This is a genomic window from Nocardioides sp. S5 (assembly GCF_017310035.1).
Lineage (GTDB): Bacteria > Actinomycetota > Actinomycetes > Propionibacteriales > Nocardioidaceae > Nocardioides.
Genome location: NZ_CP022296.1, coordinates 3,660,144 through 3,686,896, shown reverse-complemented (window position 1 = coordinate 3,686,896; position 26,753 = coordinate 3,660,144). Strand labels below are relative to the sequence as shown.

At 68.1% G+C, this 26,753-nt stretch carries 19 protein-coding genes and 2 pseudogenes; 18 read left to right on the top strand and 3 right to left on the bottom strand.

Features of this window, described 5'->3' with window-relative positions:
• The first annotated feature begins 25 nt into the window (after nucleotides 1-25).
• Nucleotides 26-232 carry a hypothetical protein gene (locus CFI00_RS18205; RefSeq protein ID WP_207082411.1) on the top strand — a complete coding sequence of 69 codons (207 nt, stop codon included), beginning with the start codon at nucleotides 26-28 and terminating at the stop codon, nucleotides 230-232.
• Here CFI00_RS18205 and CFI00_RS18200 read toward each other — a convergent pair.
• A complete protein-coding gene (locus CFI00_RS18200; RefSeq protein WP_207082410.1) occupies nucleotides 222-689 on the bottom strand; it encodes a DUF2505 domain-containing protein in 468 nt (155 codons plus the stop codon). The genes CFI00_RS18205 and CFI00_RS18200 overlap by 11 nt on opposite strands.
• 74 nt (nucleotides 690-763) lie before the next feature.
• On the opposite strand from CFI00_RS18200, the gene CFI00_RS18195 reads away from it, so the two are divergent.
• Nucleotides 764-5,629, top strand: a complete 4,866-nt coding sequence (locus CFI00_RS18195) for an NAD-glutamate dehydrogenase (RefSeq protein WP_242532482.1) — start codon at nucleotides 764-766, stop codon at nucleotides 5,627-5,629.
• A 78-nt stretch (nucleotides 5,630-5,707) separates the two neighbouring features.
• Here CFI00_RS18195 and CFI00_RS18190 read toward each other — a convergent pair whose 3' ends face one another.
• A complete protein-coding gene (locus tag CFI00_RS18190) occupies nucleotides 5,708-6,478 on the bottom strand; it encodes a sulfite exporter TauE/SafE family protein (RefSeq protein ID WP_207082408.1) in 771 nt (256 codons plus the stop codon).
• 268 nt (nucleotides 6,479-6,746) lie between these two features.
• On the opposite strand from CFI00_RS18190, the gene CFI00_RS18185 reads away from it, so the two are divergent.
• Nucleotides 6,747-7,922 (top strand): CoA transferase, encoded by a 1,176-nt coding sequence (locus tag CFI00_RS18185; protein ID WP_207082407.1) that lies wholly within the window; start codon nucleotides 6,747-6,749, stop codon nucleotides 7,920-7,922.
• Complete coding sequence (locus CFI00_RS18180; RefSeq protein WP_242532481.1) at nucleotides 7,919-9,364, top strand: acetyl-CoA carboxylase carboxyltransferase subunit alpha/beta; 1,446 nt, start codon at nucleotides 7,919-7,921, stop codon at nucleotides 9,362-9,364. The genes CFI00_RS18185 and CFI00_RS18180 overlap by 4 nt, the downstream gene beginning before the upstream one ends.
• A gap of 25 nt (nucleotides 9,365-9,389) precedes the next feature.
• Here the strand turns inward: CFI00_RS18180 and CFI00_RS18175 are convergent, their stop codons facing one another.
• Entirely contained in the window at nucleotides 9,390-10,340 is a 951-nt protein-coding gene (locus tag CFI00_RS18175; protein WP_207082406.1) for a Ku protein, read from the bottom strand.
• A gap of 16 nt (nucleotides 10,341-10,356) precedes the next feature.
• On the opposite strand from CFI00_RS18175, the gene CFI00_RS18170 reads away from it, so the two are divergent.
• The 14 genes and pseudogenes from CFI00_RS18170 to CFI00_RS18110 all read left to right on the top strand — a co-directional run bounded on the left by CFI00_RS18170 (nucleotide 10,357) and on the right by CFI00_RS18110 (nucleotide 26,710).
• Nucleotides 10,357-11,286, top strand: coding sequence for an RNA ligase family protein (locus tag CFI00_RS18170; RefSeq protein ID WP_207082405.1), 930 nt, complete (start codon nucleotides 10,357-10,359; stop codon nucleotides 11,284-11,286).
• Nucleotides 11,283-12,188 (top strand): non-homologous end-joining DNA ligase, encoded by a 906-nt coding sequence (gene ligD / locus CFI00_RS18165; RefSeq protein WP_207082404.1) that lies wholly within the window; start codon nucleotides 11,283-11,285, stop codon nucleotides 12,186-12,188. Before CFI00_RS18170 ends, ligD begins: the two co-directional genes overlap by 4 nt.
• Nucleotides 12,189-12,309: 121 nt before the next feature.
• The gene (locus CFI00_RS18160) at nucleotides 12,310-12,456 is read left to right on the top strand and encodes a hypothetical protein (RefSeq protein WP_207082403.1); all 147 of its coding nucleotides are present in this window, start codon (nucleotides 12,310-12,312) and stop codon (nucleotides 12,454-12,456) included.
• Between the two features lie 25 nt (nucleotides 12,457-12,481).
• Nucleotides 12,482-13,171, top strand: a complete 690-nt coding sequence (locus CFI00_RS18155) for a response regulator transcription factor (protein WP_207085596.1) — start codon at nucleotides 12,482-12,484, stop codon at nucleotides 13,169-13,171.
• A gap of 149 nt (nucleotides 13,172-13,320) precedes the next feature.
• Nucleotides 13,321-14,025, top strand: coding sequence for a hypothetical protein (locus CFI00_RS23710; protein ID WP_242532479.1), 705 nt, complete (start codon nucleotides 13,321-13,323; stop codon nucleotides 14,023-14,025).
• Complete coding sequence (locus CFI00_RS18150; protein WP_242532905.1) at nucleotides 13,925-15,613, top strand: recombinase family protein; 1,689 nt, start codon at nucleotides 13,925-13,927, stop codon at nucleotides 15,611-15,613. The genes CFI00_RS23710 and CFI00_RS18150 overlap by 101 nt, the downstream gene beginning before the upstream one ends.
• A 762-nt stretch (nucleotides 15,614-16,375) precedes the next feature.
• Nucleotides 16,376-17,116: a hypothetical protein gene (locus CFI00_RS18145; RefSeq protein ID WP_207082401.1), complete on the top strand. Its 741-nt coding sequence runs from the start codon at nucleotides 16,376-16,378 to the stop codon at nucleotides 17,114-17,116.
• A gap of 405 nt (nucleotides 17,117-17,521) precedes the next feature.
• Nucleotides 17,522-19,462 carry an AAA family ATPase gene (locus CFI00_RS18140; protein ID WP_207082400.1) on the top strand — a complete coding sequence of 647 codons (1,941 nt, stop codon included), beginning with the start codon at nucleotides 17,522-17,524 and terminating at the stop codon, nucleotides 19,460-19,462.
• A gap of 410 nt (nucleotides 19,463-19,872) precedes the next feature.
• Nucleotides 19,873-20,846, top strand: a pseudogene (locus CFI00_RS18135) (IS3 family transposase); the annotation flags it as partial.
• Nucleotides 20,847-21,136: 290 nt separating this feature from the next.
• A complete protein-coding gene (locus CFI00_RS18130; RefSeq protein ID WP_207082267.1) occupies nucleotides 21,137-22,336 on the top strand; it encodes an IS30 family transposase in 1,200 nt (399 codons plus the stop codon).
• Between the two features lie 7 nt (nucleotides 22,337-22,343).
• Nucleotides 22,344-22,634, top strand: a pseudogene (locus CFI00_RS18125) (integrase core domain-containing protein); the annotation flags it as partial.
• A 541-nt stretch (nucleotides 22,635-23,175) separates the two neighbouring features.
• On the top strand, nucleotides 23,176-24,594 hold the full coding sequence (locus tag CFI00_RS18120) for a hypothetical protein (protein WP_207082399.1): 1,419 nt from the start codon (nucleotides 23,176-23,178) through the stop codon (nucleotides 24,592-24,594).
• 62 nt (nucleotides 24,595-24,656) lie between these two features.
• Entirely contained in the window at nucleotides 24,657-25,658 is a 1,002-nt protein-coding gene (locus CFI00_RS18115) for an IS481 family transposase (protein ID WP_207082398.1), read from the top strand.
• Nucleotides 25,659-25,834: 176 nt separating this feature from the next.
• Nucleotides 25,835-26,710 (top strand): AAA family ATPase, encoded by an 876-nt coding sequence (locus CFI00_RS18110; RefSeq protein ID WP_207082397.1) that lies wholly within the window; start codon nucleotides 25,835-25,837, stop codon nucleotides 26,708-26,710.
• The last annotated feature ends 43 nt before the right edge of the window (nucleotides 26,711-26,753 follow it).

The window sequence follows — 26,753 nt, the reverse complement described above, 5'->3', positions numbered from 1 at the left end:
CGACGCGGTGGGGGAGGATGGGGTCGTGATCGACCCCGTCCTCCGCCCGCTGTGGCACATGGGTGCCCTGCACCCCTTCGAGCAGGCACTGACGTTGCTGCTGGCCTTCGGGCCGTTCGTGGTGCTGTGGCTCGTCGTCCGGGCGCGCCGGCGCGAGGACGCAGCCGAGGAGGCGCGTGAGGCGCGTGAGGCGCTCGCGCCTGACGACGCCCGGCCCGACGTCAGCGGCTGAGCCACTCCACGCCGACCTGGTGCTCGACGTCGAGCGCGTGGCCGACCATGTCGGCGATCATCGCCTCGATCTTGCCGCCGACCAGGGGGATCCGCACACTGACGTCGAGCTCGACGGTCTCGGTGGTCGTGTCGCCGGACTCGACGAGCACGAGCGTGCCGACGGCCTCGCCGGGCTTGCCGGGGATCGCGAGCTCCACGTCGGCGCCGTGGGCGGAGGTCCACGTCTCGGTCTGCACGATCACGATCTCGTCGCCGACGAACTTCCGCGCGAAGGACGGGATGTCGTCGCCGGAGCGCACCTGCTCGATCCGCGCCACGTCGCCGTCGATGGCGACGGTGCCGCGCTTGACGCGCTGGCGCTCGAGGACCGCCTCGCGGAACGCGGGGTCGTCGAGCATGGCGGCCACGGCGTCGGCGGAGGCGTCGTAGGTGAGCTGCTTGGAGAGCTTCTTCATGGCACCCATCATGGCCCAGCAACAGCCTCCACCCCCCTGTTGTGAGCGTCACACGCGGGTCCTATGGTCGGAGCGTGGCCACGCCCGAGGAGACCAAGGACCAGCAGCTCGACGCCGCGACCCGGGCACGCCCCGCATGGGGTGACCTGCTCCGCGCCTACTACCGGCACGTCGCGCCGGAGGAGGTCGCCGAGCGCTCGCCCGAGGACCTGCTCGGCGCCGTCGCGTCGCACCACGAGCTGGCCACCTCCCGGCCGCAGGGCACCGCCGCGGTCCGCGTCGTCACCCCCACCAGCGCCGACTCCGGCTGGTCGGCCTCGGGCCGCTCGGTCGTCGAGGTCGTGACCGACGACATGCCGTTCCTCGTCGACTCGGTGACGATGGAGCTCAACCGCCAGGGCCACAACGTGCACGCGGTGATCCACCCGCAGTTCACGGTCGAGCGCGACATCACCGGCGAGCTGCAGGAGGTGGCGGTCCACGTGGTCGAGCCGCGTGCCGGCACGGCCGAGTCCGGCGCCGAGTCCTGGATGCACGTCGAGATCGACCGCACCGACGACGACGAGGCCGCGGAGATCACCGAGGGCGTGCAGCGGGTGCTGCGCGACGTACGCGAGTCGGTGGAGGACTGGGCCAAGATGCACGCCCAGGTGCTGACGGTGGTCGACCAGCTCGACCAGGACCCGCCGCCGCTGGCGGACGCCGAGCTGCGCGAGGGCCGCGACTTCCTCACCTGGCTGGCCGACGACCACTTCACGTTCCTCGGCTACCGCGAGTACCTCCTCGAGGCCGAGGAGGGGGCCCCGGACGAGTGCGGGCTGCGTGCCGTGCCCGGCTCCGGGCTCGGCATCCTGCGCAGCGACCAGGACCTGTCGAGCTCCTTCGCCAAGCTGCCGCCGCTGGCGAAGGCCAAGGCACGCGAGAAGACGCTGCTGGTGCTGGCCAAGGCCAACTCGCGGGCGACCGTGCACCGTCCGGCGTACCTCGACTACGTCGGCGTCAAGACCTTCGGCGCGGGCGGCGAGGTCGTCGGCGAGCGCCGCTTCCTCGGCCTGTTCTCCAGCGCGGCCTACACCGAGTCCGTCACCCGCATCCCGGTGCTGCGCGAGAAGGTCAACGAGGTCATGCGCCACGCCGGCTTCGACCCGCGAAGCCACGCCGGCAAGGCGCTGATGGACACCCTGGAGAACTACCCCCGCGACGAGCTGTTCCACACCTCGCCCGACGAGCTCGCCCCGATCGCGCAGGACGTGATGTTCGCCCGCGAGCGACGGCAGCTGCGCGCCTTCGTGCGCCGCGACACCTACGGTCGCTACGTCTCCGTCCTCGTCTACCTGCCGCGCGACCGCTACAGCACCGCCGTGCGCGAGCGCTTCTCCGACATCCTGCGCGAGGACCTCGGCGGCGAGCACGTCGAGTTCACCGCCCGGGTCAACGAGTCCACCACCGCGCGCGTGCACTTCGTGGTCCACCCGCCCAAGGGCGACCACATCCCCGAGATCAACGTCGCCGACCTCGAGCGTCGCCTGACGGAGGCGTCGCGCTCGTGGCGCGACGACTTCATGACGGCCGTGGTGAGCGAGTACGGCGAGGACCGCGGGTCGCGGCTGGCCCGGGCCTGGGCCGATGCGTTCCCCGAGGCCTACAAGGAGGACTACCACCCCCAGCGCGGGTCCGCCGACCTCGGACGCATCGAGGCGATCGAGGGCCCGGTGGGCATCGACCTCGCGCTCTTCGACCAGGACCAGCAGTCCGGCCACTACCGCCGCGGCGAGTCGCGCCTCAAGGTCTTCCGCGTCGGGGAGCCGCTGTCGCTGAGCACGATGCTCCCGATGCTCACCTCGATGGGCGTCGAGGTCGTCGACGAGCGCCCCTACGAGCTCTCGGGCCTGGGCCGGCCCACCTACATCTACGAGTTCGGCCTGCGCCACGGGCGCACGCTCCCGCCGCACGAGCGCACCCTCTTCGCCGAGGCGCTGCGGGCGGTGTGGGACGGCTACAACGAGATCGACGGGTTCAACCAGCTCGTCCTGGCCGCCGGACTGACGTGGCGCCAGGCCACGGTGCTCCGCGCCTACGCGAAGTACCTCAAGCAGGGCAACTCGCCCTTCGCCCTCGACTACATCGAGGAGGCGCTGCGCAACAACGTCGACATCACCCGGCTGCTCGTCGAGCTGTTCGAGGCACGCTTCGACCCGGGCCGCACCGAGGGCCGGGTCCTCGCGGCGGACGCGGAGGCGCGCACCGCCAAGGTGGAGGCGATCGAGGAGCGGTTGGCCAAGGCGCTCGACGACGTCGTGAGCCTCGACCACGACCGCATCCTGCGCTCCTACCGCACGCTCGTGCGCGCCACGCTCCGCACGAACTTCTTCCAGCGCACCGCCGCGGGGCAGGTGCACCCCTACATCTCCTTCAAGCTCGAGCCGTCGGCGATCCCAGACCTGCCCGAGCCGCGCCCGCGCTACGAGATCTTCGTCTACAGCCCGCGCGTGGAGGGCTCGCACCTGCGCTTCGGCGCCGTCGCCCGCGGTGGCCTGCGCTGGTCCGACCGCCGCGACGACTTCCGCACCGAGGTGCTCGGCCTGGTCAAGGCGCAGATGGTGAAGAACACCGTGATCGTCCCGGTCGGTGCGAAGGGCGCGTTCTTCTGCAAGCAGCTGCCTGACCCCTCCGACCGCGACGCGTGGCTGGCCGAGGGCGTGGCCTGCTACAAGACCTTCATCTCCGGTCTGCTCGACATCACCGACAACCTCGTCGACGGCAAGAGCGTGCCGCCGACCGGGGTGGTGCGCCACGACGGCGACGACTCCTACCTCGTGGTGGCCGCCGACAAGGGCACCGCGACCTTCTCCGACATCGCCAACGGCGTGGCCAAGGACTACGGCTTCTGGCTCGGCGACGCCTTCGCCTCCGGCGGCTCCGTGGGCTACGACCACAAGGCGATGGGCATCACCGCCCGCGGCGCGTGGGTCTCGGTGCAGCGACACTTCCGCGAGATGGGCATCGACTGCCAGCGTGAGGACTTCACCGCGGTCGGCATCGGCGACATGTCCGGCGACGTCTTCGGCAACGGCATGCTCTGCTCCGAGCACACCCGGCTGGTCGCGGCGTTCGACCACCGCGACATCTTCATCGACCCGGCGCCCGACGCCGCGTCGTCGTACGCCGAGCGGCGCCGCCTCTTCGACCTCCCGCGCTCGAGCTGGAAGGACTACGACGCCTCGCTGATCTCCGAGGGCGGCGGCGTGTGGCCGCGCTCGGCGAAGTCGATCCCGATCTCGGCGCAGGTGCGCGAGGTGCTCGGCCTCGGCTCCGGCGTCACCGCGCTCACGCCCGCCGAGCTGATGAAGGCGATCCTGCTGGCGCCGGTCGACCTGCTGTGGAACGGCGGCATCGGCACCTACGTGAAGTCGTCGGAGGAGACCGACGCCGACGCCGGCGACAAGGCCAACGACGCCATCCGCGTCAACGGCGGGGACCTGCGCGCCCGCTGCATCGGCGAGGGCGGCAACCTCGGCTTCACCCAGCTCGGCCGGGTCGAGTACGCGCGCTACGGCGCCGGCGGCAAGGGCGGGCGGATGAACACCGACTTCATCGACAACTCCGCCGGCGTGGACACCTCGGACCACGAGGTCAACATCAAGATCCTGCTCGACCGCGTGGTGCGCTCGGAAGCGATGGACGAGCCGTCGCGGAACGAGCTGCTCGCCGCGATGACCGACGAGGTCGGCGCGCTGGTGCTGCGCGACAACTACGAGCAGAACCTCGCGCTCGCCAACGCCGAGGCCCACGCGCCGTCGCTGCTGCACGTGCACGAGGACTGGATGCGCGCGCTCGAGCGGCGCGGGGTGCTCAACCGCGACCTCGAGGGCCTGCCCAGCACCCGCCAGGTCAAGCGCCGCCTCGACCGCAAGCAGGCGCTGTCGGCGCCCGAGCTGTCGGTGCTGATGGCGTGGACCAAGATCGTGCTGGCCGACGAGCTGATCGGCTCGGACCTGCCGGACGACCCCTACCTGCGCGAGGACCTGCTGGCCTACTTCCCGAAGCAGATGGTGCCGGACCTCCAGCAGGCGATCGAGGACCACCCGCTGCGTCGCGAGATCATCGTGACCCAGGTCGTCAACGACCTGGTCAACGGTGCCGGGATGACCTTCTGGCCGCGCCTGCAGGGCGAGACGGGCGCCAGCCCGGCCGAGCTGACGCGTGCCAACTTCGTCGCGCGCGAGATCTTCGGGTCGCTGCCGCTGCGCCAGGAGATCGCCGCCCTCGACAACCAGGTGCCGGCCGAGCGCCAGACCCGGATGCGCATCGAGATGCGCACCCTCGTCGAGCGCGCCTCGCGCTGGCTGGTCACCAACCGCCGGCCTCCGCTCGACTCGAGTGCGACCGTCGAGTTCTTCCGCGGTCCGGTGCAGACGGTGATGGCCGAGCTGCCCGGCATCATGAGCGGGCGTGAGCTCGACGACTACCGCGCCCGGGAGAAGCGGCTCACCGACCACGGAGTGCCCGCCGACCTCGCCTCGCGCGTGGCGGTGCTCGCGTCGGCGTACGCCCTGCTCGGGATCGTGGAGACCGCCGACCGGCTCGGCCTCGCCCCGGTCGAGGTGGCCCGCGTCCACTTCGCCCTCGGCGAACGGCTCGGCCTGCCCGCGCTGGTCGAGCGGATCTTCGCCCTGCCGCGCGACGACCGCTGGCAGACCATGGCCCGCGCCGCGGTGCGCGACGACCTCTACGGCGTGCACCAGCAGCTCACCGCCCAGGTGCTGGAGTCGACGAGCGCCGACGACAGCGCACCGGCCCGGGTCGCTGCGTGGGAGGACTCCGAGGAGGAGCTGGTCGCCCGTGCGGCTGCCACCCTCGAGGAGATCTGCCGCGAGGAGACCGCGGAGCTGGCCCGGCTGTCGGTCGGCCTGCGGGTAGTGCGCGGCCTGCTCTCCTGACGTACGCCCCGACGTGAGCCCCGGACGTCATGGCGGGTGGTCGTCCGGGCGACCACCCGCCATGACGTCCGGCGCGGGTCAGAAGAGCAGCAGTGCGGCGACGACCCCGGCAGCCACGACGGCCCAGCGGAAGACCGCGTCGGGCAGCTTGCGCCCGATGCGGGCGCCGACGTAGCCGCCGACCAGGGAGCCTGCGGCGAGCGTCACCACGACGTCCCAGCGCGGCTCGGCCACGACGATGAAGATGAGGCCGGCGACGACGTTGCCGACCATCAGCGACAGCGTCTTGAGGCCGTTCACGACCCGGAGCTCGAGGTCGGTGCCGAGCCCGAGGACGGCGACCATCATGACGCCGGCACCGGCGCCGAAGTAGCCGCCGTAGACGCCGGTCATCGTGGCGAACGCCGTCGTGGCAGGGGACATGTGGCGGCGCTCGGCGCGGGCCTCGCCGTGGTGTGCCTCGTGCCGCTGGCGCAGCCACCGGGCGACCCGGGGCTGCACACCGACCAGCAGGCAGGTGAAGAGGATCAGCCACGGCACGATCGCCTCGAAGACGCCGGGCGGCAGGCCGATCAGCAGCGCGGCACCGGCGATGGCGCCCAGGGCGCAGACGAGGACGATCGCCCGGGCGATCGGACCGGCCTCGCGGACCTCGTCGCGATAGCCCAGGACGCCGCCCAGCCCGCCGGGGATCAGGCCGAGGGTGTTGGAGACGTTGGCGACGACCGGCGGCAGCCCGAGGGCGACCAGGACCGGGAAGCTGAGCAGGGAGGCGACCCCGACCGTGGATGACAGCACGCCGGCGCCGAATCCGGTCGCGACGACCAGGATCCCTTCGAGCAGGGTCACTGCGTGCTGCGGGCCGGTGGCGGGCAGAGAACTCCCGCTACCAACACACTGTGGAGTGCGGGGTCGAGGTCACGCCAAGAGCGTCGCAAGGACGACCAGCGCCAGTGTCGTGAAGACCTTCATGGTGAACCCCCGAGTGGTTTGTGTGTGAGCTTGATCCTAGGGACTGCGCACGCGTGCGGGGAAGCCGTTTTGCCAGTCACGGGTGTCCGGTCGCGTCGGAAGTTGCCGTGGCAGCCCTCGGAGACCCTGCGGGAGGATGGCCCGCATGACCGGCCCCCTCTCCGACCTGCTCGTCGTCGACCTCACCCGCGCGCTCGCCGGACCGCACGCCACGCAGATGCTGGGCGACCTCGGTGCCCGCGTGATCAAGGTGGAGGCGCCCGGCACCGGCGACGACACCCGCGGCTGGGGCCCGCCGTTCGTCGGCGAGCCCGACGCGCGCCAGTCGACCTACTTCCTGTGCACCAACCGCAACAAGGAGTCCATCGCCCTCGACCTCAAGGATGCGACCGACAAGGACGTCCTGGTCGGGCTCGTCGAGCGCGCCGACGTGCTCGTCGAGAACTTCCGCACCGGCGTGCTCGAGCGCCTCGGCCTGGGGATCGAGGAGCTGATGCGCCGCAACCCGCGCCTGGTCGTCCTCTCGATCACCGGCTTCGGCCACGACGGTCCGGAGGGTGGTCGCGCCGGCTACGACCAGATCGCGCAGGGCGAGGCCGGCCTGATGTCGCTGACCGGCTCGGGTCCCGACGACCCGCAGCGCGTCGGCGTACCGATCGCGGACCTGCTGTCGGGGATGTACGGCGCCTACGGCGTGATGGCGGCGCTGCACGAGCGCGAGCGCACCGGCAAGGGCACCGTGGTGCGTACGTCGCTGCTGGCCTCGGTCGTCGGGGTGCACGCCTTCCAGGGCACCCGCTGGACCGTGGCCGGCGAGGTCGGCCGTGCGCAGGGCAACCACCACCCCTCGATCGCGCCCTACGGCCTGTTCCACTGCCGCGACGGCGCGGTGCAGATCGCGCTCGGCAGCGAGGGGCTATGGAAGAAGTTCTGCGCGGGCTTCGGGCTCGACCCCGACGCCGAGGGCCTGGCCACCAACGGCGAGCGCGTCGCGCGCCGCGAGGACGTCATCGCGCTCGTCGAGCAGGCCTTCGCCGACTGGGACGCCGAGCCGCTGCTGGCCCGCCTGGCCGAGATCGGGATCCCCGCGGGCAAGGTGCGCAGCCTCGACGAGGTCTACGAGTGGGACCAGGTCGCCAGCCAGGGCCTGCTCGTCGACGTCGAGCACCCCACGCTCGGCGAGATCACCCTGCCGGGCCCGCCCCTGCGCTTCTTCGACGCCGACGGCGCCGAGGTCACGCGGCGCGACCACGTCGCCCCGCCTCTGCTCGACCAGCACGCCGACGAGATCCGCGCGTGGGTCGGCGGAGGTGGCGCGTGAAGCGCTGGACCTCCCACGAGATGCTCGACCTGGTGCTCGACGAGGGCACCTTCACCTCCTGGGACTTACCGATCGACCTCTCCGGGGTCGACCCGGCCTACCGCGCGGTGCTCGAGGCCGCCGCGCAGAAGGCCGGCACCGACGAGTCGGTGGTGACCGGCCGCGGTGAGGTGCGCGGGCGCCCCGTGGCCGTCGTGGTCAACGAGTTCGCCTTCCTCGCCGGCTCCATCGGCCGCGCCGCCGCGGACCGCATCACCGCAGCCGTACGCCGCGCGACGGCCGAGGGGCTCCCGCTCCTGGCCAGCACCGCGTCGGGTGGCACCCGGATGCAGGAGGGCACGCCCGCCTTCGTCCGGATGGTCGAGATCTCGCGGGCGCTGATGGACCACCGCGCCGCCGGGCTGCCCTACCTCGTGCACCTGCGCCACCCCACGACCGGTGGCGTCTACGCTTCCTGGGGCTCGCTGGGCCACGTCACCGTGGCCGAGCCGGGCGCACTGGTCGGCTTCCTCGGACCGAAGGTCTACGAAGCGCTCAACGGCCGGCCCTTCCGGCCCGGCGTCCAGGTCGCGGAGAACCTCGCCGCGGCCGGTGTCATCGACGGCGTCGTCGGCGCCGAGGACCTGCCCGCGATGGTCGACGCGGCCCTCGCCGTGCTCGTCGACGGCCCCGGCCCCGGTCTGCTCGAGCCGCGGGCGCCGCGCACGGTCGGGGACCACGCCGCCTGGGACAGCGTCGAGCGCACGCGGCGTACGGACCGGGCGGGTGTGCGCGACCTGCTCGCCCACGGCGCCACCGGCACCCTCCAGCTGCGCGGCACCGACGAGGGCGAGCGCGACTCCACCGTGCTCGTGGCGCTGACCCGCCTCGACGGCCAGCCGTGCGTCGTGATCGGGCAGGACCGCTCCCGCCAGACACCGGGCCACGCCATGGGTCCCGGCGCGCTCCGCGAGGCGCGACGCGGCATGCGCCTGGCCGAGGAGCTCGGGCTGCCGCTGGTCAGCGTCATCGACACCCCGGGCGCCGAGCTGTCGCCGGAGGCTGAGGAGCGCGCCATCGCCGGCGAGATCGCCCGCTGCATCGCGACCCTGACCACCATGACGGTGCCGACGGTGTCGGTGATCCTGGGTCAGGGCTGCGGGGGAGGGGCGCTGGCGTTCCTGCCGGCCCGGGCGGTGGTCGCCACCGAGCACGCGTGGCTCTCGCCGCTGCCGCCCGAGGGCGCGAGCGTCATCGTCCACGGCGACGTCACCCACGCCGCCGAGATGGCGCAGCGCCAGCGGGTGCGCGCCACGGACCTGCTCGCCGACGGCGTCGTGCACCGCGTGGTGCCCGAGATCGACGGGGAATCGCCGCGCGAGCTGGCGGTCGCCGTCGCCGCCGAGGTGTCCGCGCTGCTGCGCGAGCTCACCGGGCGTACGCCGGTCGCTGCCGCGAGCTGAGCTCTGTGGCACGACGTGCGGGCCGCTAGCTGGCCTTCTTCGCCCGCTTCTTCGTAGCGGTCTTCTTGGCGGGAGCCTTCTTCGCAGCAGTGGTCTTCTTGGCCGCAGCCTTCTTGGCGGGAGCCTTCTTCGCGGGAGCCTTCTTCGCGGCAGCCGACTTCTTGGCCGGAGCCGTCTTCGCCGCGGGTTCGTCGGCCTCCTCGCCGCGGGCGGACTTCGCCGCCGCCACCGACTTCTGGAGCGCCGCGAGCAGGTCGACGACCTCGCCGGAGGTCTTGGTGGAGGTCTCGGTGCGCTTGATCTCGCCGCCCTCGATCTTCGACTTCACCAGGGCCTCGACGGCGCCGGCGTAGTCGTCCTCGAACTCGCTGGCGTCGAAGTCGCCGGCGAGCGTCTCGACGAGCATGTGGGCCATCTTGACCTCGGAGTCCTTGACGTCGCCGGCCTCGACCGAGAAGTCGGGGGTGCGGATCTCGTCGGGCCACATCATGGTCTGCAGCACGATCACGTCGTCCTTGACCCGCAGCACCGCGATGCTGGTGCGCTGGCGCAGCGCCACGGTCACGACCGCCATCCGGTCGGCGTCGAGCAGCGCCTGGCGCAGCAGGGCGTACGGCTTGGCGCCGGCGCCCTCGGGCTCGAGGTAGTAGGACTTCTCGAAGAGCAGCGGGTCGATCTGGTCGCGCGGGACGAACTTCTCCACCGCGATCTCGCGCGACGACGTCGACGGCAGCTCGGCCATGTCGTCGTCGGTGAGGATGACCATCTCGCCGTCCTCGGTCTCATAGCCCTTGGCGATGTCGGCGTACGCCACCTCCTCGCCGTCGAGGGAGCAGACGCGCTGGTACTTGATGCGACCGCCGTCCTTGGCGTGCACCTGGCGGAACGAGACGTCGTGGCTCTCGGTCGCGGCGTAGAGCTTGACCGGCACCGACACCAGGCCGAAGGAGACTGCGCCCTTCCAGATGGCTCGCATGGGGTAAGCATGTCCCATGCGTCCCATGCTCGCCACCAAGGGAGACGTCGTCCCCACGGGCGACGAGTGGTCCCACGAGGTCAAGTGGGACGGCGTACGCATGCTCGCCGACGTGCCGGCAGGCGGCGACCGGGCCCGGCTGACCACCCGCAACGGCAACGACGCCACTGTCGCGTGGCCCGACCTCAGCCCCGCCCCGATGGGTGGGCGCGACCTCCTCGTCGACGGCGAGGTCATCGGCATCAACGACGCAGGGGTGCCGGACTTCGCGGTGATCCAGGAGCGGATGCACGTCCGCTCCGCGACGACCGCGGCCCGGCTCGCGAAGAGCGTGCCGGCGACCTTCATGGTGTTCGACGTGATGCGCCTCGACGGCCGCGACCTGACCGGGCTGCCGCTGGCGGAGCGCCGCGAGATCCTCGAGGGGCTCGACCTCGGCGGTTGGCAGGTGCCGCCGACGTACGACGACGGGGCGATGCTGCGCGAGGCCACGCTGACGCAGGGGCTCGAGGGGATCGTGTCGAAGCGGCTGACCTCGACCTACCAGCCCGGGGTGCGGAGCAAGGCGTGGCTGAAGTTCGCCCACCGGCACCGCTTCTCCTTCGTCGTCGGCGGCTGGCGCCCGCAGGAGGGGACCAAGGACCGCCTCGCCGCGCTGCTGGTGGGGAAGCCGACCGCGGAGGGGCTGCTCTACCGCGGGCGCGTCGGCAGCGGCATCGGCGGCGCCGCGAGCCGGCTGCTCGGTGAGCAGCTCGCGGGCCGGGAGGTCGGGGTCAGCCCCTTCGCCGACGACGTGCCGGCCGCGGACGCGCGCGGCACGCGGTGGGTGGAGCCGTTCCTCGTCGTCGACGTCGACTCGCTGAACAAGATGCCCGTCACCCGCCTGCGGCAGCCGTCCTACCGCGGCGTCCGCACCGACATCGGACCCGAGGACGTGAGCGGATGACCGAGGTCCAGGTCGACGTCGAGGGCCGCACGCTGACGATCAGCAACCTCGACAAGGTGCTCTACCCACGCACGGGCACGACGAAGGGGGAGGTGCTCAACTACTACGCCCAGGTCTCGCCGGTGCTCCTGCCGCACCTCAGGGACCGCGCCGTCACCCGCATCCGCTGGCCGCACGGCGTGGAGGGGTCGAGCTTCTTCGAGAAGAACGCCCCGCCCGGCACCCCGTCGTGGGTGCGCACCGTCGAGGTGCCGACCACCGGCTCGCGATCCGGCAAGGGCGACGGCACCATCCGCTTCCCGATCTGCGACGACCTCGCGACGCTCACGTGGCTGGCCAACCTCGCCGCCCTCGAGCTGCACGTCCACCAGTGGCGGGTCGACCCCGACGGCACGCCGCGCCACCCCGACCGGCTGGTCATCGACCTCGACCCCGGCGAGCCCGCCGGTCTCCACGAGTGCGCGCAGGTCGCACTCATGGTCCGCGAGGCGCTCGCTGAGCGCGACCTGGTCTGTACGCCGGTCACCAGCGGCAGCAAGGGCCTGCACCTCTACGCCCACCTGCCGGCCACTGGACGGTCGAGCCTCGACAGCGACGGCACCACGGCGCTGGCCAAGGAGGTGGCCGAGGGGCTCCAGAAGGAGCACCCCGACCTGGTGACGGCGACCATGACCAAGGCGAAGCGCCCCGGCAAGGTGTTCCTCGACTGGTCGCAGAACTCCGGGTCCAAGACGACGGTCTCGCCCTACTCCCTGCGCGGGCGCGAGCGGCCCACCGTGGCGACCCCGCTCACCTGGGACGAGGTCGAGGCCGGGGCCGAGGACGAGCTCGCCCTTGAGCAGCTCACGCTCGAGCAGGTGCTCGCCCGGGTGGGGGAGCTGGGCGACGTCTTCGACGCGTGATCGGCGCACCGGAACCGTCACCCCCGGTTACACCCACTTGTGACCGTTCAGGTTTCAAGTATTCCCCTTGTGTGACCGCTCTGAGGATCCGGTGTGGATGTGTCCGCCACATGCTTTACCCATGTCCCGCATCCTCCTGGTCCCCGTCGCAGTCCTCCTGGCTGCCGGTGGCGTCGTGCTCGGCCCGGGCGAGCAGGCCCCGGCGCAGCCCGCCACCACGGTGGTCTCGACGACGGTCGACTCGGGCGTTCAGTCCACCAACCGCTGACCCTGCCTCTATGCTCGCTTGCATGGTGCAGGACGTGTTGGTGGTTGAGGACGAGGAAGACATCGCAGTACCCCTCATGCGCACCCTCGAGCGTGAGGGCTACGAGGTCAGCCGCGCCTCCGGCGGCGCCGAGGCGGTGTCCTTCGCCGTCGCCAACGACCCGGCGGTCGTGATCCTCGACCTGGGCCTGCCCGACATGGACGGCCTCGACGTGTGCCGTCAGATGCGCTCCGGCGGCTACGAGGGCGGGATCATCATGGTCACCGCCCGTGCCGGCGAGCTCGACCGCGTGGTCGGCCTCGACGTCGGCGCCGACGACTACCTCGCCAAGCCCTTCGGCCTCGCCGAGCTGCTGGCCCGGGTGCGTGCCCTGCTGCGCCGCAGCGGTACGCCGACCGCGACCGGCGACACGACCGTGACCACGTCCTCTGGGCTGCGCATCGACGCCGGCTCGCGCCGCGTCCACCTCAACGAGCGCGAGATCGCGCTGACGGCCAAGGAGTTCGACGTCCTGGCCGTGCTGGCGTCCAACCACGACAAGGTCGTGCCGCGCGAGACGCTGATGAACCAGGTGTGGGACCAGAACTGGTACGGCTCGACCAAGACGCTGGACGTCACCATCGGTCGCCTGCGCAGCAAGCTCGAGGCGGCCGACGCCGGCGAGAAGGTCGTCGCCATCCGCGGCGTCGGCTTCCGCCTCGAGACCGGCACCTGAGAGCGCGTCCTCCCCGCGGGGTGCGGACTGCGACCCACGAGGTCCGCGTCCGCCCGATGGTTGTCCACAACCTTTACCGGTGACCTGTTTTCGGCCCCGTCCTGCTGGGTAGCGTCCCCAGTGCACGATCTCGGGGAAGCAGGTAGGCCATGGCAGTGGACCGTCTGGCGGTCGATCGACCGCACGAGCGCACGCCCGTGCGCGACGACCTCGTCGAACGCCTCGACGCGTCGGTGCGCGAGCGGGTTCGGCGCGAGGGCGTCGACCCGCAGCGCGAGGCACTCGTCGTGCGCCGCATCGCTGAGGACGTGGTCCGCGACCACGACCAGCTCAGCCTGACCGGCGCCGTCGCGCCGATCGCCGACGACGAGGCGATGGTGGGCGAGCTGGTCGCTCGGGTGTCCGGCTTCGGCCCGCTCCAGCCCTTCCTCGACGACCCCGAGGTGGAGGAGGTCTGGATCAACTCCCCGGAGCGGGTCTTCATCGCGCGTCGCGGTCGCCACGAGCTGACCAACCTGCGCCTCGACGCCGCCCAGGTGGACGAGCTGGTCGAGCGGATGCTGAAGTCGAGCGGGCGCCGCCTCGACATCAGCACGCCCTTCGTGGACGCGATGCTGCCCGAGGGGCACCGTCTCCACGTCGTGCTCGAGGGCATCACGCGCGGCTTCACGGCCGTCAAGACCGCAGTGATGAAAACCACTGCTATAGTCAGATTGTATGGCACACCCGCGCGGAGTTCCTCAAGCGCCTGCTATCTACGCGCGAATCAGCCTCGACCGCACAGGGCAAGCGCTCGGCGTTCAGAGGCAAGTCGAGGAGTGCCGAGAACGATGCCGGTCGCTCGGCTGGCCTGAGCCGAAGGTCTACTCCGACAACGACATTTCGGCACGCTCGGGCAAACGGCGGCCGAGCTTCGAGCAGCTTCTGCTCGATGTCGAGTCCGGATACGTCGATGGGATCGTCGCGTGGCACCTCGACCGGGTGTTGCGACGAGTCGTCGACCTTGAGCGAGTGCTCGACGCAATCGAGTCGCAGAAGGCTGCGGTCCCCGTGGTCTTTCTTCAAGCTGGTGAGATCGACTTGATGACACCTTCTGGGCGCCTCCTCGCTCGAATACTCGCTGCAGTCGCCGCCAATGAAGGTGACGTGAAGTCCGCACGCCTATCTGCACAGCGGGCGCAGGCCGCACAGTCAGGCCAGGCCCATGGGCCGCTCGGCTACGGATACGACGACCATCAGCGAATCATTCCGGAGGAAGCAGAAGTCATCCGAGAGGTCGCACAGCGCGTTCTCGACCGTGAGACGCTTTACTCGATCGCCTCTGACCTCAACGCTCGCGGCGTCGCCACCCCCGGGAGTGGCCGATGGGACGCGAGGCGCGTCGATCGCGCGGTTGAGCGCAATCAGCGCCCCGAGGTAGTAGCGGTCATCGCCGCGGTGCGTGGCAACGCCGCGGTCGCCGCTGGCGCGCTCGCCCGGATGTTGCGAAGGGCTGGTGGGACGCCGGCGCTCTGCACGGCTGCGTGGGTGCGTGACCAGCCTTGGGTGGACCACGTCAGTTCCGGGGACCATGGGCTGGATGACTCCACCGTTGCACGCCTGCTTGCGTCCGCTGGAATTCCGGCGGACCGTTCGTACTGGCGAGCCGCGAACGTCCGAGCGATGGTTCGCCGCGGATCGCTCTGCGGGTGGCGTGAGTTCAGCCCTGGCCAGCGTGGGGGATACGGAGAACTGGTTTCGCAAGGAGATTGGACGCCAATTCTCTCGAAGGCAGTGATTGAGGACATCCGGCGCATTACAGACCGGCCGTCTGCGAGGAGGGGCCGTGAGCCGAAGTACCTCCTGGCAGGAATCTTGAAGTGCGGGAAGTGCGGCTCCAGCCTGGCCGGCTCGCCGACCGGCAACGGCGGTTTCCGTTATGCGTGTTCGAAACAGCCTGGTCGATCCCATACGTGCGGTGGTCTCACGATAACGGGACCTCAGACTGACGTGGTCATCTCCATGGCGATCATCGACGCAGTCGCGGAAGCCAAGGTTCGATCAGGTGCGATCAAGCGTCGTAGTGGCAACGGCAGCGCCGCTGCCGTTGCCGCCGCAGAGACCGAGATCGTTGAACTGGCTCGACTTCGCAAGCACTACGGTCTCGAGTTCGCAGCGAATCGGCTTCACGAAGATGAGTGGGATGCTCTGAGGGAAGGGTGGGCGATCCGGCAGCGTGAGGCCGAGCGGGTGCTTGGGCAGTGGACCCCAAACTTGCATGCTGTCCTGTCGGACGTGCCAAAGAAGCGAGCCGACATCGAGTCATGGTGGAACACGGCGCCGATGCGGCGGCGCCGGGACATCGTGCGGGCGCTGGTTGAGAGCATCGAGATCGCGCCGCGTGGTAAGTCGAACAACCGGTTCGATGACTCGCGGATAGGCGAGCCGATATGGCGAGCCTAAGCGGCGGGCTGATCCTCCGGCCGGACAGCGGGGACTTCAGCGGCCATGATCTCTGCGATTCGGTTGAGAACGTTGGCGCCCGCGATCACGGGTGGCTTGCCCTGCTCGACTCGGGCTTTCCGCGCCCGCCGTGAGTAGGCGTCTGCCATCTCACGAAGCGAGCGCTGTTGATCCGCCTGAGCACTCCCTCCTTTAGCGCCGTGTAGTTGCTCGTTCATTGCGTGGCTCCCGAGGTGACTAGTGGGTGGCTAGTCACCTAGGTGTCTCTACGGCTCGGCTGCGATCAGTCTTCAGCGACCTATTTCGCACGGAGTGCACCGACATGAGACTGACGGCTTGAACCGCCCACTCTCTCCCGGGCCGGTCCGGGGATGGCGGTCAGTCAGATGTCGTAAGTCTGACTGGCTCACTCGCCTTGACCTGCGGAAACGCCGCCATCCGGGCTGCTGGTGACACACTGGTGACACATTCCGGTCCGCTAGATCTACTTGGTCTTGGTCAGTGGACATCTTGATCGGGATCGCGCCGGGCCAACCCTCAGCCTGGCCGGGCTCTCGGCATGCCGTCCGTCTAGATATCAGTAGGTACACGGGTTCCGCCGACGAGTCGAGGCGCACAAGCATTAATAGACGCACGACGTTCTCAGGCTTCACTTTGACAGACTGGTCGTCCGCAAGTGTGGGCGAATGGACCGCTTCAGCAGGCTCAGTGTTGCTCTGTTTGTGCCTACGTAACAAGAGACCACGTACACGAGAGGCAAGCATGTTCGAGAGCACAGCAACATATCCCGCCGCCTACGTCTCCGACAACGTCGAACCGGCAGAGGCGCTTCGATTGGCATTGGCCTGGGTGGCGGATCAATCGGGCGTGAAGCCGCTCATCCTCATGCACGCCAAGAAGATGAAGGGCAACGATCCGCAGGTTGCGAAGATTATCGACAGGCACGGCCTGAGCGTTGAGTCACCGAATTCTAGTGCCGCTGGTCAGCATTCCGCTCCCGTCATTGCCATCTGGCCGAGCGATGCGGTCATCGAGCACATCGACTCGCGTCACCGACGCACGCCCGCGGCTGTGTGCCTCATCAAGTCTTCTCGTCCGGGCGCGCAGGATGGCTGGATCGCTGCTCATCAGGCCGTTGACTTGGTGTCGGGCGGGGCAGCCGAGCGTCCCACGCTCGCAGACCCTGTGGTGGAGCACGCCATGCGCCAAGCGGGGAACGACATCAACCACAACAACATGCTTGTCACGCAAGACGATAAGGCATACGTGGTGCGGACTCTTCAGGAACTCGACCGCAGCGGACACACGTTCGATGTCGAACCGCTGTGCTCCTGGGCGCTTGCCAACGGATGGCCTGGGGACGAGGTGGCCGAGCTCCGCAAGATCGCTATCCGAGTGAAGGCGGGTTCAAAGTTTGTCCTTCGAGACACCTGGGGTCCCAAGGCGGGCGCTGCAAGACAGTGGGAGGCGGAGGTGCATAACGGCGCCGGTGGCGGAGCCTGACCGGCTTGTCGTAGGCGCGGTGCAACTGACAGGGACGTCTTCGCTGGGTGACGGCACGAATCGGGATTCGCGCAGACACTCGTAAAGACGCGGGGACGTCACCTCGCACGGCTGCGGAGTTCCTTCCGGCCCAGCTATCCCTCAGATAGAAGCTCGGGTGGCCTTGACCTCGTTTGGTGGACACCGGACTACGGAGCAAGAGTCGACCTTCCGGGGCAGTCCGACGCCACGTCTGGATCGACTGCTCCGAACTCCCTCGCTGCGTCGGATCCCGTCGGTAGAGTTGTCAGTGAGCCAGGAGGGTTCCAGAGCCGGACGCTCCGACGCTGCCCCAATCGCGAGCTGAACGTCCACGCCAAATCGGGAGGATGTGACCGACCAGCCCAACGGACCGGAGGACGTTGTATGAGACTCATCTCCGCACGAGTCCGCGGCGCCGGCCGACTCCTCGATACAACGATCAAGCTCGACCAGAAGCTCGTCGCGATCGTTGGACCAAACGAAGCAGGCAAGACGACGCTCCTCAAAGCACTTGCCTACGTGGAGGCATCCGAAGCTCTTCCTCCGGCACAGCGGTCGCGCGCATCGGCGGGTGTCGCCGACTCCACTCCAGTCGTCAGCTTGCGCTACCGCGTCAGCGACGAGGACCGCAAGGAGCTGGAAGATCTCGGACTCGAGGAAGCTCCAACCGAGTTCTTCGTCAGCCGTCGCGCCGACGGCGACGGCCCCAACTTCACGGTCAAGCCCGCGCCTCGCAAGTCCGAGGCGGCACTGAAGCAACTGGCAGTCGAACTGAGCGAGGCTCTGGCAGTGACCATCGTCCTAGAGCCACTTCCCATCGACGTGAACGAGGACGAAGAAGCACCCGAACCGCCCGATGGCGCACCGCTGCTCGGCGAGCTTCGCCTGCTACAGCAAGACCTCGATACCTACCTCGCCGCCCCGGTCGGTGAACGAGATCCGATCGACAACTTGCGCGAACGCGCCGATGAGGACATCGAAGCACTGAAGGCATTCACCGGCACCGACGTCCTGCAGCGGCTGCTCTCATCACTCGGGGCGTGGATCGATCGTGAGGACCCCGCGGAGACGACCAAGAAGGAACTCTGGAAGCTCACCCCCGACGTGGTGATGTTCACCGAGGCCGACCGCACGCTGGCCTCTACTTACACCCTCGATGATGCCCTGCTTGGCGACGTGCCAGCAGCGCTCGCGAACCTGGCTCGGCTGGCCGACCTTGACCTGAATGCCCTAACCCAGGCGGTGCAGACCGGCCAGGTATCTCGACGAGACACCATCAAGAACAAGGCGAACATCACGCTCGCCAACTACTTCAAGAACGCGTGGCAGCAGTCCGACCTAAAGGTCGAGCTGAACGTTGAGAACAAGCTTCTCCGGATCGGTCTCGTCGAAGATGGCGTACACGCATCAGTCTTCGACGAACGAAGCGCCGGGCTCCGGATGTTCGTCGCTTTGACCTCCTTCCTCGCTGCGCGAGACACCGGACGTGCGACGATCCTCTTGATCGACGAGGCCGAGACCCACCTTCACATTGACGCTCAGGCCGACCTCGTGCAGATGTTCGCCAAACAGGACAAAGCCGACAAGATCATCTACACCACTCACTCGCCGGGCTGCCTGCCCGCCGATCTTGGTGTCGGTATCCGCGCCGTCGTGCCCGACAGTGAGGAGACGAGCCACGTAGAGAACAGCTTCTGGCGGCAAGAGGGCGGCGGATTCACCTCCCTGATGTTCGCGATGGGAGCTTCGGCCGCAGCGTTTACGCCGGCACGTTGCGCGGTCATCGCGGAAGGTGCCACCGACATGATCTTGCTCCCGACCTTGATGCGCGCTGCTACTGGACAAGACAGCCTGCCGTACCAGGTGGCACCCGGCCTCTCGGAGATGCCCAAGGACTCCTACCCGGACCTGGACTTCCAGGCGGCCAAGGTCGCGTTCCTCGTCGACGGTGACGGCGGCGGACAAAGGCTTGCCGAGACCATCGGTCGCGCCATACCTGACGACCGGGTCGTCACCCTCGACGTCCACGGCATTGAGAACACCCTGGACCCAGACCTCTACCGGGACACTTTTACCGCGCAGCTCCGCGATCTCAACGCCACCGTCACCATCGGCGACCCACCAACTCTGCCCGATGCGACGGCTGGACCGTGGTCTACGACTCTGGACACCTGGGCTGCCAGCCAGGGATGGCGGGCGCCAACGAAGCAGGAGATCGCGAACCACCTCATTGAACTCGACGAGGTGGTGCTGAGCCCGCACGGCCTCCTCGCGCTGAAACAGGCCCATGCTGCGCTGCTCGCCGCATTGGGGATCACATCGTGACACCCGCGAACGCCCTGGCGACCTGGGTGGCTGAACGCACCGCGCTCAGCATCAGCCGGCGACTGACCTTCGCTGGTACGGGCCCGACGTTCATCGACGCTGACAACGCCAGCAGGGGGTCCGGGTTTCCCCGTCTTGTCTGCCAGGCCGTCACCGCCCGAGCCAAGGGCTCGTCGAGCACGATCGATGTCCCGGGTTGCGTCCCGCGGCAGCAACAGCTGAGCCCGGACGAAGCAGGCCGATACATCCACTCCCAGCAGTTCAAACCTCCGACGAGCCGCTCAGTCAGAGAGTTGGGTACCCGGTGAAGTCGCAAGCGGATCCACGAGGCGCGGTGGGGGCCTGACCCCGGTTCTTGGACACGCTGAATCCAGCATCTGGTGCTGGGGAAGCGAGATGATCCGAGAATCATGGCCAGGAAGAACTACTCCGAGGAGTTCCGTCGTCAGGCCGTCGACTTGTACGAGTCCACCCCGGGCGCCACGGTCCGCGGCATCACCGATGACCTCGGCATCGTGCGCGGCACGCTGCGGCACTGGCTCGAGGCCTACGGGACCGGCAAGAAGACCGCCGCTGACGGGACGCTGACCTCCAGCCCACTGCAGTCCAAGAGCTCGTCCAGGAGCCCGTCGGCGGCGCCCGAGGAGACACCGGAACAGAAGATCGCCCGGCTTCAGGCCCGGGTGAACGAGCTCGAGGTCGAGACAACCAAGCTCACCACCGAGCGCGAGATCCTCCAACGGGCGGCCAAATATTTCGCCGGGGAGACGCGCTGGTGAGTCGCTTCCAGTTCGTCGCCGACAACTCCACCACCTTCGAGGTGAAGCGACTGTGCGAGCTCGTCGAGATCGAGCGCTCGTCCTACTACGCCTGGCTCAAGGCGGCCCCAGCACGCGAGGAGCGCACCCGAGCCGATGCCGAGCTCGCGGAACGGATCAGAGCGGTGCATGCCGAGGACAGCACCCAGGGTGCGCCACGGATCACCGCTGAGCTCAACGACGGCGCACCTGCCGGCGACCGCGTGAACCACAAGCGCGTCGCCCGGGTGATGCGCCTTGAGGGCATCCGTGGCTATGTGAAGAAGCGTCGAGTGCGGACCACGATCCCCGAGCCATCGGGGCAGAAGTACCCCGACCTGCTCAACCGGGACTTCACCGCCGAAGCCCCGAACGAACGCTACGTCGGGGACATCACCTACCTGCCGTTGGCCGACGGGACGAACCTGTACCTGGCGACCGTCATCGACTGCTACTCACGTCGCCTCGCCGGCTGGGCCGTCGCCGACCACATGCGCACCGAGCTCGTCGAGGACGCCTTGAAGGCTGCTGCCGGAACCCGCGGCACCCTCAAGGGCGCGATCTTCCACAGCGACCACGGGTCGGTCGGCGAAATCAACCGGTCGTCGCAACACCTTGAGTTCGGAGGTGTTCGAGCATGGCGACAGCGGACTGGAGCAAGAAGACCAGCGACGCGCCAGAGGAGCTTCGCCGGCAGTGGCGTGCTGACCGGGCGTTGCGGCCAGCGATGCGCTCGCCCGGGCGTCCTGACCCGTCCCGAGCGGTGCAACGGCAGTTCTGGCGGCTGATCGCCACGGGCATCACGTCGGCAGAAGCGGCGCTGGCGGTCGGTGTGTCAGTGCCGGTTGGGACCCGCTGGTTTCGCCACGCTGGCGGCATGCCGCCCATTTCGCTGGCCGAGCCCACCGGCCGCTATCTGAGCTTCGAGGAACGTGAGGAGATCGCCATCCTGCACGCCCAGGACAAGGGCGTTCGCGAGATCGCCCGCGCGATCGGGCGTGATCCCGGAACGGTCTCACGCGAGTTGCGCCGCAACGCTGCGACTCGTGGGGGGAAGCAGGAGTACCGGGCCACCGTGGCGCAGTGGAAGGCACAGCAGGCGGCCAAGCGCCCCAAGACCGCGAAGCTGCTCGAGAACCCGAAACTGCGGGAGTACGTCCAAGATCGGCTCGCCGGCAACGTTCGCCGGCCCGACGGCACGATCGTCACTGGCCCCACACCGGCCCCCTGGAAGGGGCTGAACAAGCCGCACCGTGCCGACCGGCGTTGGTCGCTGGCCTGGAGCCCGGAGCAGATCGCACAGCGGTTGAAGGTCGACTTCCCCGATGATGAGTCCATGCGCATCAGCCACGAGGCGATCTACCAGTCGCTGTTCATTGAGGGGCGTGGTGCGCTCAAGCGCGAGCTGGTCACGTGTCTGCGCACCGGACGTGCGCTACGGCAGCCGAGGGCCCGATCGCAGAACAAGCCCGGTGGGCATGTCACGGCCGATGTGGTTCTCAGCGAGCGCCCCGCTGAAGCCGAAGACCGCGCCGTCCCGGGTCACTGGGAGGGCGACCTGATCATCGGCACTGGCCGGTCGGCGATCGGGACGATCGTTGAGCGCAGCAGCCGCTCAACGATCCTGGTCCACCTGCCACGCATGGAGGGCTGGGGCGAGAAGCCCTACGTGAAGAACGGTCCATCGCTCGGCGGCTACGGGGCCGTCGCGATGAACGCGGCGCTGAGTGCGTCGATCACCAAGCTGCCCGAGCAGCTGCGCAAGACCCTGACCTGGGATCGCGGCAAGGAGCTCTCGGGTCACGCGCAGTTCGCGTTGGAGACCGGCACGAAGGTGTTCTTCGCCGACCCCCACTCGCCGTGGCAGCGGCCGAGCAACGAGAACACCAACGGCCTGCTGCGCCAGTACTTCCCCAAAGGCACGGACCTGTCGCGTTGGTCCGCCGAGGACCTCGAGGCCGTCGCTCACGCGCTCAACAACCGGCCCCGCAAGATCCTTGGGTGGAAGACACCTGCCGAGGTGTTCGATGAGCAACTACGCTCGCTTCAACAACCCAGTGTTGCATCGACTGGTTGAACCCAAGGTCTACTGCTCGAAGGACTACGCCAAGCTCTGCAAGAGGCTCGGCGTCACCCAGTCGATGGGTGCGGTCGGCTCCTCGGCCGACAACGCGTTGGCGGAGTCGTTCAACGCCACGATGAAGCGCGAGATCCTCCAAGACGCCGCCTGCTGGAGCGACGAGGCGACGTGTCGCCGGCAGGTCTTCAAGTGGCTCGTGCGCTACAACACCCGCCGACGCCATTCCTGGTGCCGCTACCTGTCCCCGTCCACCTACGAGTCCAACTACGCCGCTACGCTGCAACCCGCTGCGTAATCACACCCTGTGTCCAAGATCCGGGGGCAGGGCCCGTGTGGCGTCGATGGGACCCGCACATCCACACGCCAGGTACCGCCATGAACAACCAGTTCGGGCAGGATGCTTGGGACGCCTACCTCACACGCATAGAACAGGAAGAGCCGAAGATCGAGGCCCTCGGCGTTACGGACTATTGCAGTATTGACGAGTACGAGAAAGTGCGCGAGTTCCAGACGGCGGGCCGTCTTCCCGATGTGGGCCTTGTCTTCCCGAACATCGAGCTGCGTCTACCGACTGCCACGAAGAACGACCACCCCGTCAATATCCACCTGCTCGTTTCACCAGAGGACCCCAATCACGTCGAAGAGGCACGACGATTCCTGCGGACGCTCAAGTTTTCGGCGGGACGAGAGTCGTACGTATGTGACCCGGCCGACTTGATCCGCCTTGGCAAAGCTCACGACTCGTCGATCAAGGATGATGGTGCCGCACGGGCGGCCGGTACCAACCTCTTCAAAGTATCGCTTGACAACCTCAAGCAGTCGCTGGGCGAGAGCGCTTGGCACAACAGAACATCATCATCGGGGTGGCAGCCGGTAGTACCGATGGCACCTCCGGTGTTCGTGATGACGGCGGCTCGCTCGAAGCCGTTCGTGTTGAGATCGAGCGTCTGGCTCGCGTGATCTTCGCGAGTTCGCCAGCGCAGCGCACCTTCTGGTTGGGCGAGGGTGCGTTGAGTATCGACAAGCTCACCAAGAAGTATGACGGGCGCAAGGTGTGCCTGCATGGCAGCGACGCCCACAAGCTCGACCGCGTGGGGAAACCGGATGGTGATCGCTACACGTGGATCAAGGGGGACGCGACTTTCGAGAGCCTTCGACAAGCCTGCCTCGAACCGAAGGAGCGGGCGATCGTTGGTGAGCAGCCACAGAAGGGCGCACTCGACTACCGGGTCATCGAACGCATCATCGTGTCCGATGCGGACTGGATGGCGACGCCTGAAATTGAGCTTGCTCCCGGACTGGTCGCGATCATCGGGGCCAGGGGATCCGGCAAGACCGCGCTGGCAGATCTCATCGCTGCCGGCGCCGGAGCCGCGAGCACCAACGAGTCCGACCAGACTTTCTTGCAGCGTGCTCGAAGTCATCTCGCCGGGAGCAAGGTCGAGCTGACGTGGGCTGACGGCGAGACCTCTGACACCGAGCTTCCGCCCAACTTCTCCTTCGATCACGACGTGCCGCGTGTCCAGTATCTATCGCAGCAGTTCGTTGAACGCCTCTGCTCGTCCGAAGGAATCACCGATGAGCTGCTGGCCGAAATCGAGCGGGTCATCTTCGAGGCGCATCTCTACGAGGACCGGCTCGGGGCATCGAGCTTCCGCGAGCTTCTCGATCTGCGGGCGAGTCACGGACGCGACCTTCGGCGGTTCGCCCAGAACGAGATGGAGGACCTCGCAGAGCAGATCGAGACCGAACGCGTCGCGGGTGACGAACTGCCAGGTCTCAAGAAGGAGCAGGTGCGACTCACTGCCTTGCTAGCGGAGGACAAGCGGGCACGTGGGGGTTTGGTCGTCGTCGGTGGCGAGGCCCGAGCCCAGCGCCTCGAAGCCGTTAACGGCGCAGTCGTGGCAAAACAGGCAGAGGTCGATGCCCTCAAGCGACGCGATAAGTCGCTCTCGGACCTGGCTGACGCCATCAAGGATGTCACCGATCGGCGGCTACCCGCGATCCGCGTAGAGCTGGAACGTGACTATGCAAGTGCGGGTCTTACCACAACCGAATGGCAGAACTTCGACCTTCGCTTCACCGGCGATCCTGCGTCGATCGTTGAGCAGCGCCTGACTGCGGTACATAAGGCAACCGGTGAACTGGTCGGCCCCGGGGTTCCCAAGCCCACCAAACCAGCCCACGAACTGCCACCGTATGTCGCCGACGATGTCGAGCTAGCTGTAGTTCCCCAGCAGGTTGTGAACGTGTGACGTGAGGTGAGGACCTCCGGTATCAAAGGGGTTACCACACCAACCTTCACCCGGAGGTCCTCGTGACTCACGCTAATGCCCCGCTGACTCCTGTCGGTCGTGAACGTCTTGCCCGCCTGATCGTCCACGACAGGTGGCCGGTCGCTCGGGCTGCTGAACGGTTCCAGGTCTCGTCGGCGACGGCTTCGAAGTGGGCCCACCGCTACCGCGCTGGCGAACCGATGATGGACAGGTCGTCGCGGCCGCACTACTCGCCCACGAGATGCTCCGCACATCTGGAGCGGCGGATCATCAAGCTGCGGTTCTGCCGGCAGTGGGGACCGCACCGGATCAGCTACCGGTTGAAGGTTCCGCGTTCCACGGTCGGGCGGGTCCTGGCCCGATACCGGATGCCGCTGCTGGCGCACGTCGATCGGGCCACCGGCCTGCCGGTCCGCCAGCCCGAGACGGTCCGCTACGAAGCGTCCGCGCCGGGTGAGCTGGTGCACGTCGACATCAAGAAGCTCGGCCGGATCCCCGACGGTGGTGGTTGGCGCGCTTTCGGTCTCGGCTCGCCTCAGGCACGTCAAGCGGCGTTGGCGCGCAAGCAAGCCGCCCGAGCCGGCGCGCCAAGCTCGCGCGGCTACACGTTCCTGCATCACGCCGTCGATTCCTACTCCCGCCTCGCCTACTCCGAACAGCTGGCCGACGAGCGAAAGGAGACCGCCGCAGGATTTTGGGAACGCGCTCGAGCCTTCTTCGCCGAGGCAGGGTTCGAGGTCACCGTGGTCATGACCGACAACGGCGCCTGCTACCGCTCACACGCCTTCAAAGCCGCCCTCGGCGACGGAGTGAAGCACCGCCGCACCAGGCCTTACCGGCCCCAGACCAACGGCAAAGTCGAACGGTTCAACCGCACCCTGGCCGCCGAGTGGGCCTACGCCCAGGCCTACACCTCAGACACCGCGCGCGCAGCGACCTACGCCGACTGGATCCATCACTACAATCATCACCGTCCCCACACCGGCATCGACGGCCTCACCCCCGCACAACGCATTCACAACCTGCTGGGGAACTACAGCTAGCGACCGGGACCCTGAATGTTCTCCGCGCCGAGGCGTGGCGACTCAGTGAGCTGATCGGGCTGGACGCCAACAAGCAGAGACAGCTGCAAACGCTCAACGACAAGATCGCCAAGACGGAGGCGGCCCTCGTCTCCCTCAACGCGAGTATCAAGCAGGCGGAAGGCGCTTCCGATCGGGTGAAGGCACTGATGCTCAAGCGCAAGCACGCCTACGCGTCACTCTTCGACGGCTTTTCCCAGGAACAGGAGCAGCTTGAGGCGATGTATTCGCCTCTCAGGCAGATGCTCGGTGAAGAGTCGGGGACGCTCGGCAAGCTCACGTTCAGCGTCAAGCGAGTGGTCGACATCGAGGCCTGGGCGAAACAGGGCGAAGCCTTGCTAGACCTGCGCACGGGCGAGTTCCGCGGTCACGGTGAGCTGCTCAACGAGGTGCGTGAGAAGCTGTTGCCTGCATGGGAGTCTGGCGCCAGTGCCGAGGTAGCCGAGGCGATGGCGCGTTTCAGGGACGAGCACGACCAGCACTTCATCCAGCAAGCCAAGGCACCGCGAGCGGACAAGCAGGCCTTCCGTAAGTGGGCGGACGGGATTGCGTCGTGGCTCAACGACACCGCGCACATCTCGATCAAGTACGGCGTTCAGTACGACGGCGTGGAGATCGAGCAGCTATCACCGGGCACGCGAGGCATCGTCTTACTGCTGCTCTACCTTGCTGTCGACCAGGCGGACGACCGTCCCCTGATCGTCGACCAGCCCGAAGAGAACTTGGATCCGAAGTCGATCTTCGACGAGCTCGTCGGACGGTTTGTTGAGACCAGACGTCGTCGGCAGATCATCATCGTGACCCACAACGCGAACCTAGTGGTCAACACGGATGCCGATCAGGTGATTGTTGCCGACGCCAGCGCCCACAGACCCGGAGCGCTACCGGAGATTACCTACACCACTGGCGGACTCGAGAATCCGACAGTTCGGAACGAAGTTTGCGAGATCCTCGAAGGTGGCCAGCACGCGTTCGAGGAACGGGCCCGTCGACTGCGGATCCGCTTGGCGTGATCGGCGAGGGCGTGCCCGAAGCCGGACGACACGGATCGGTTCT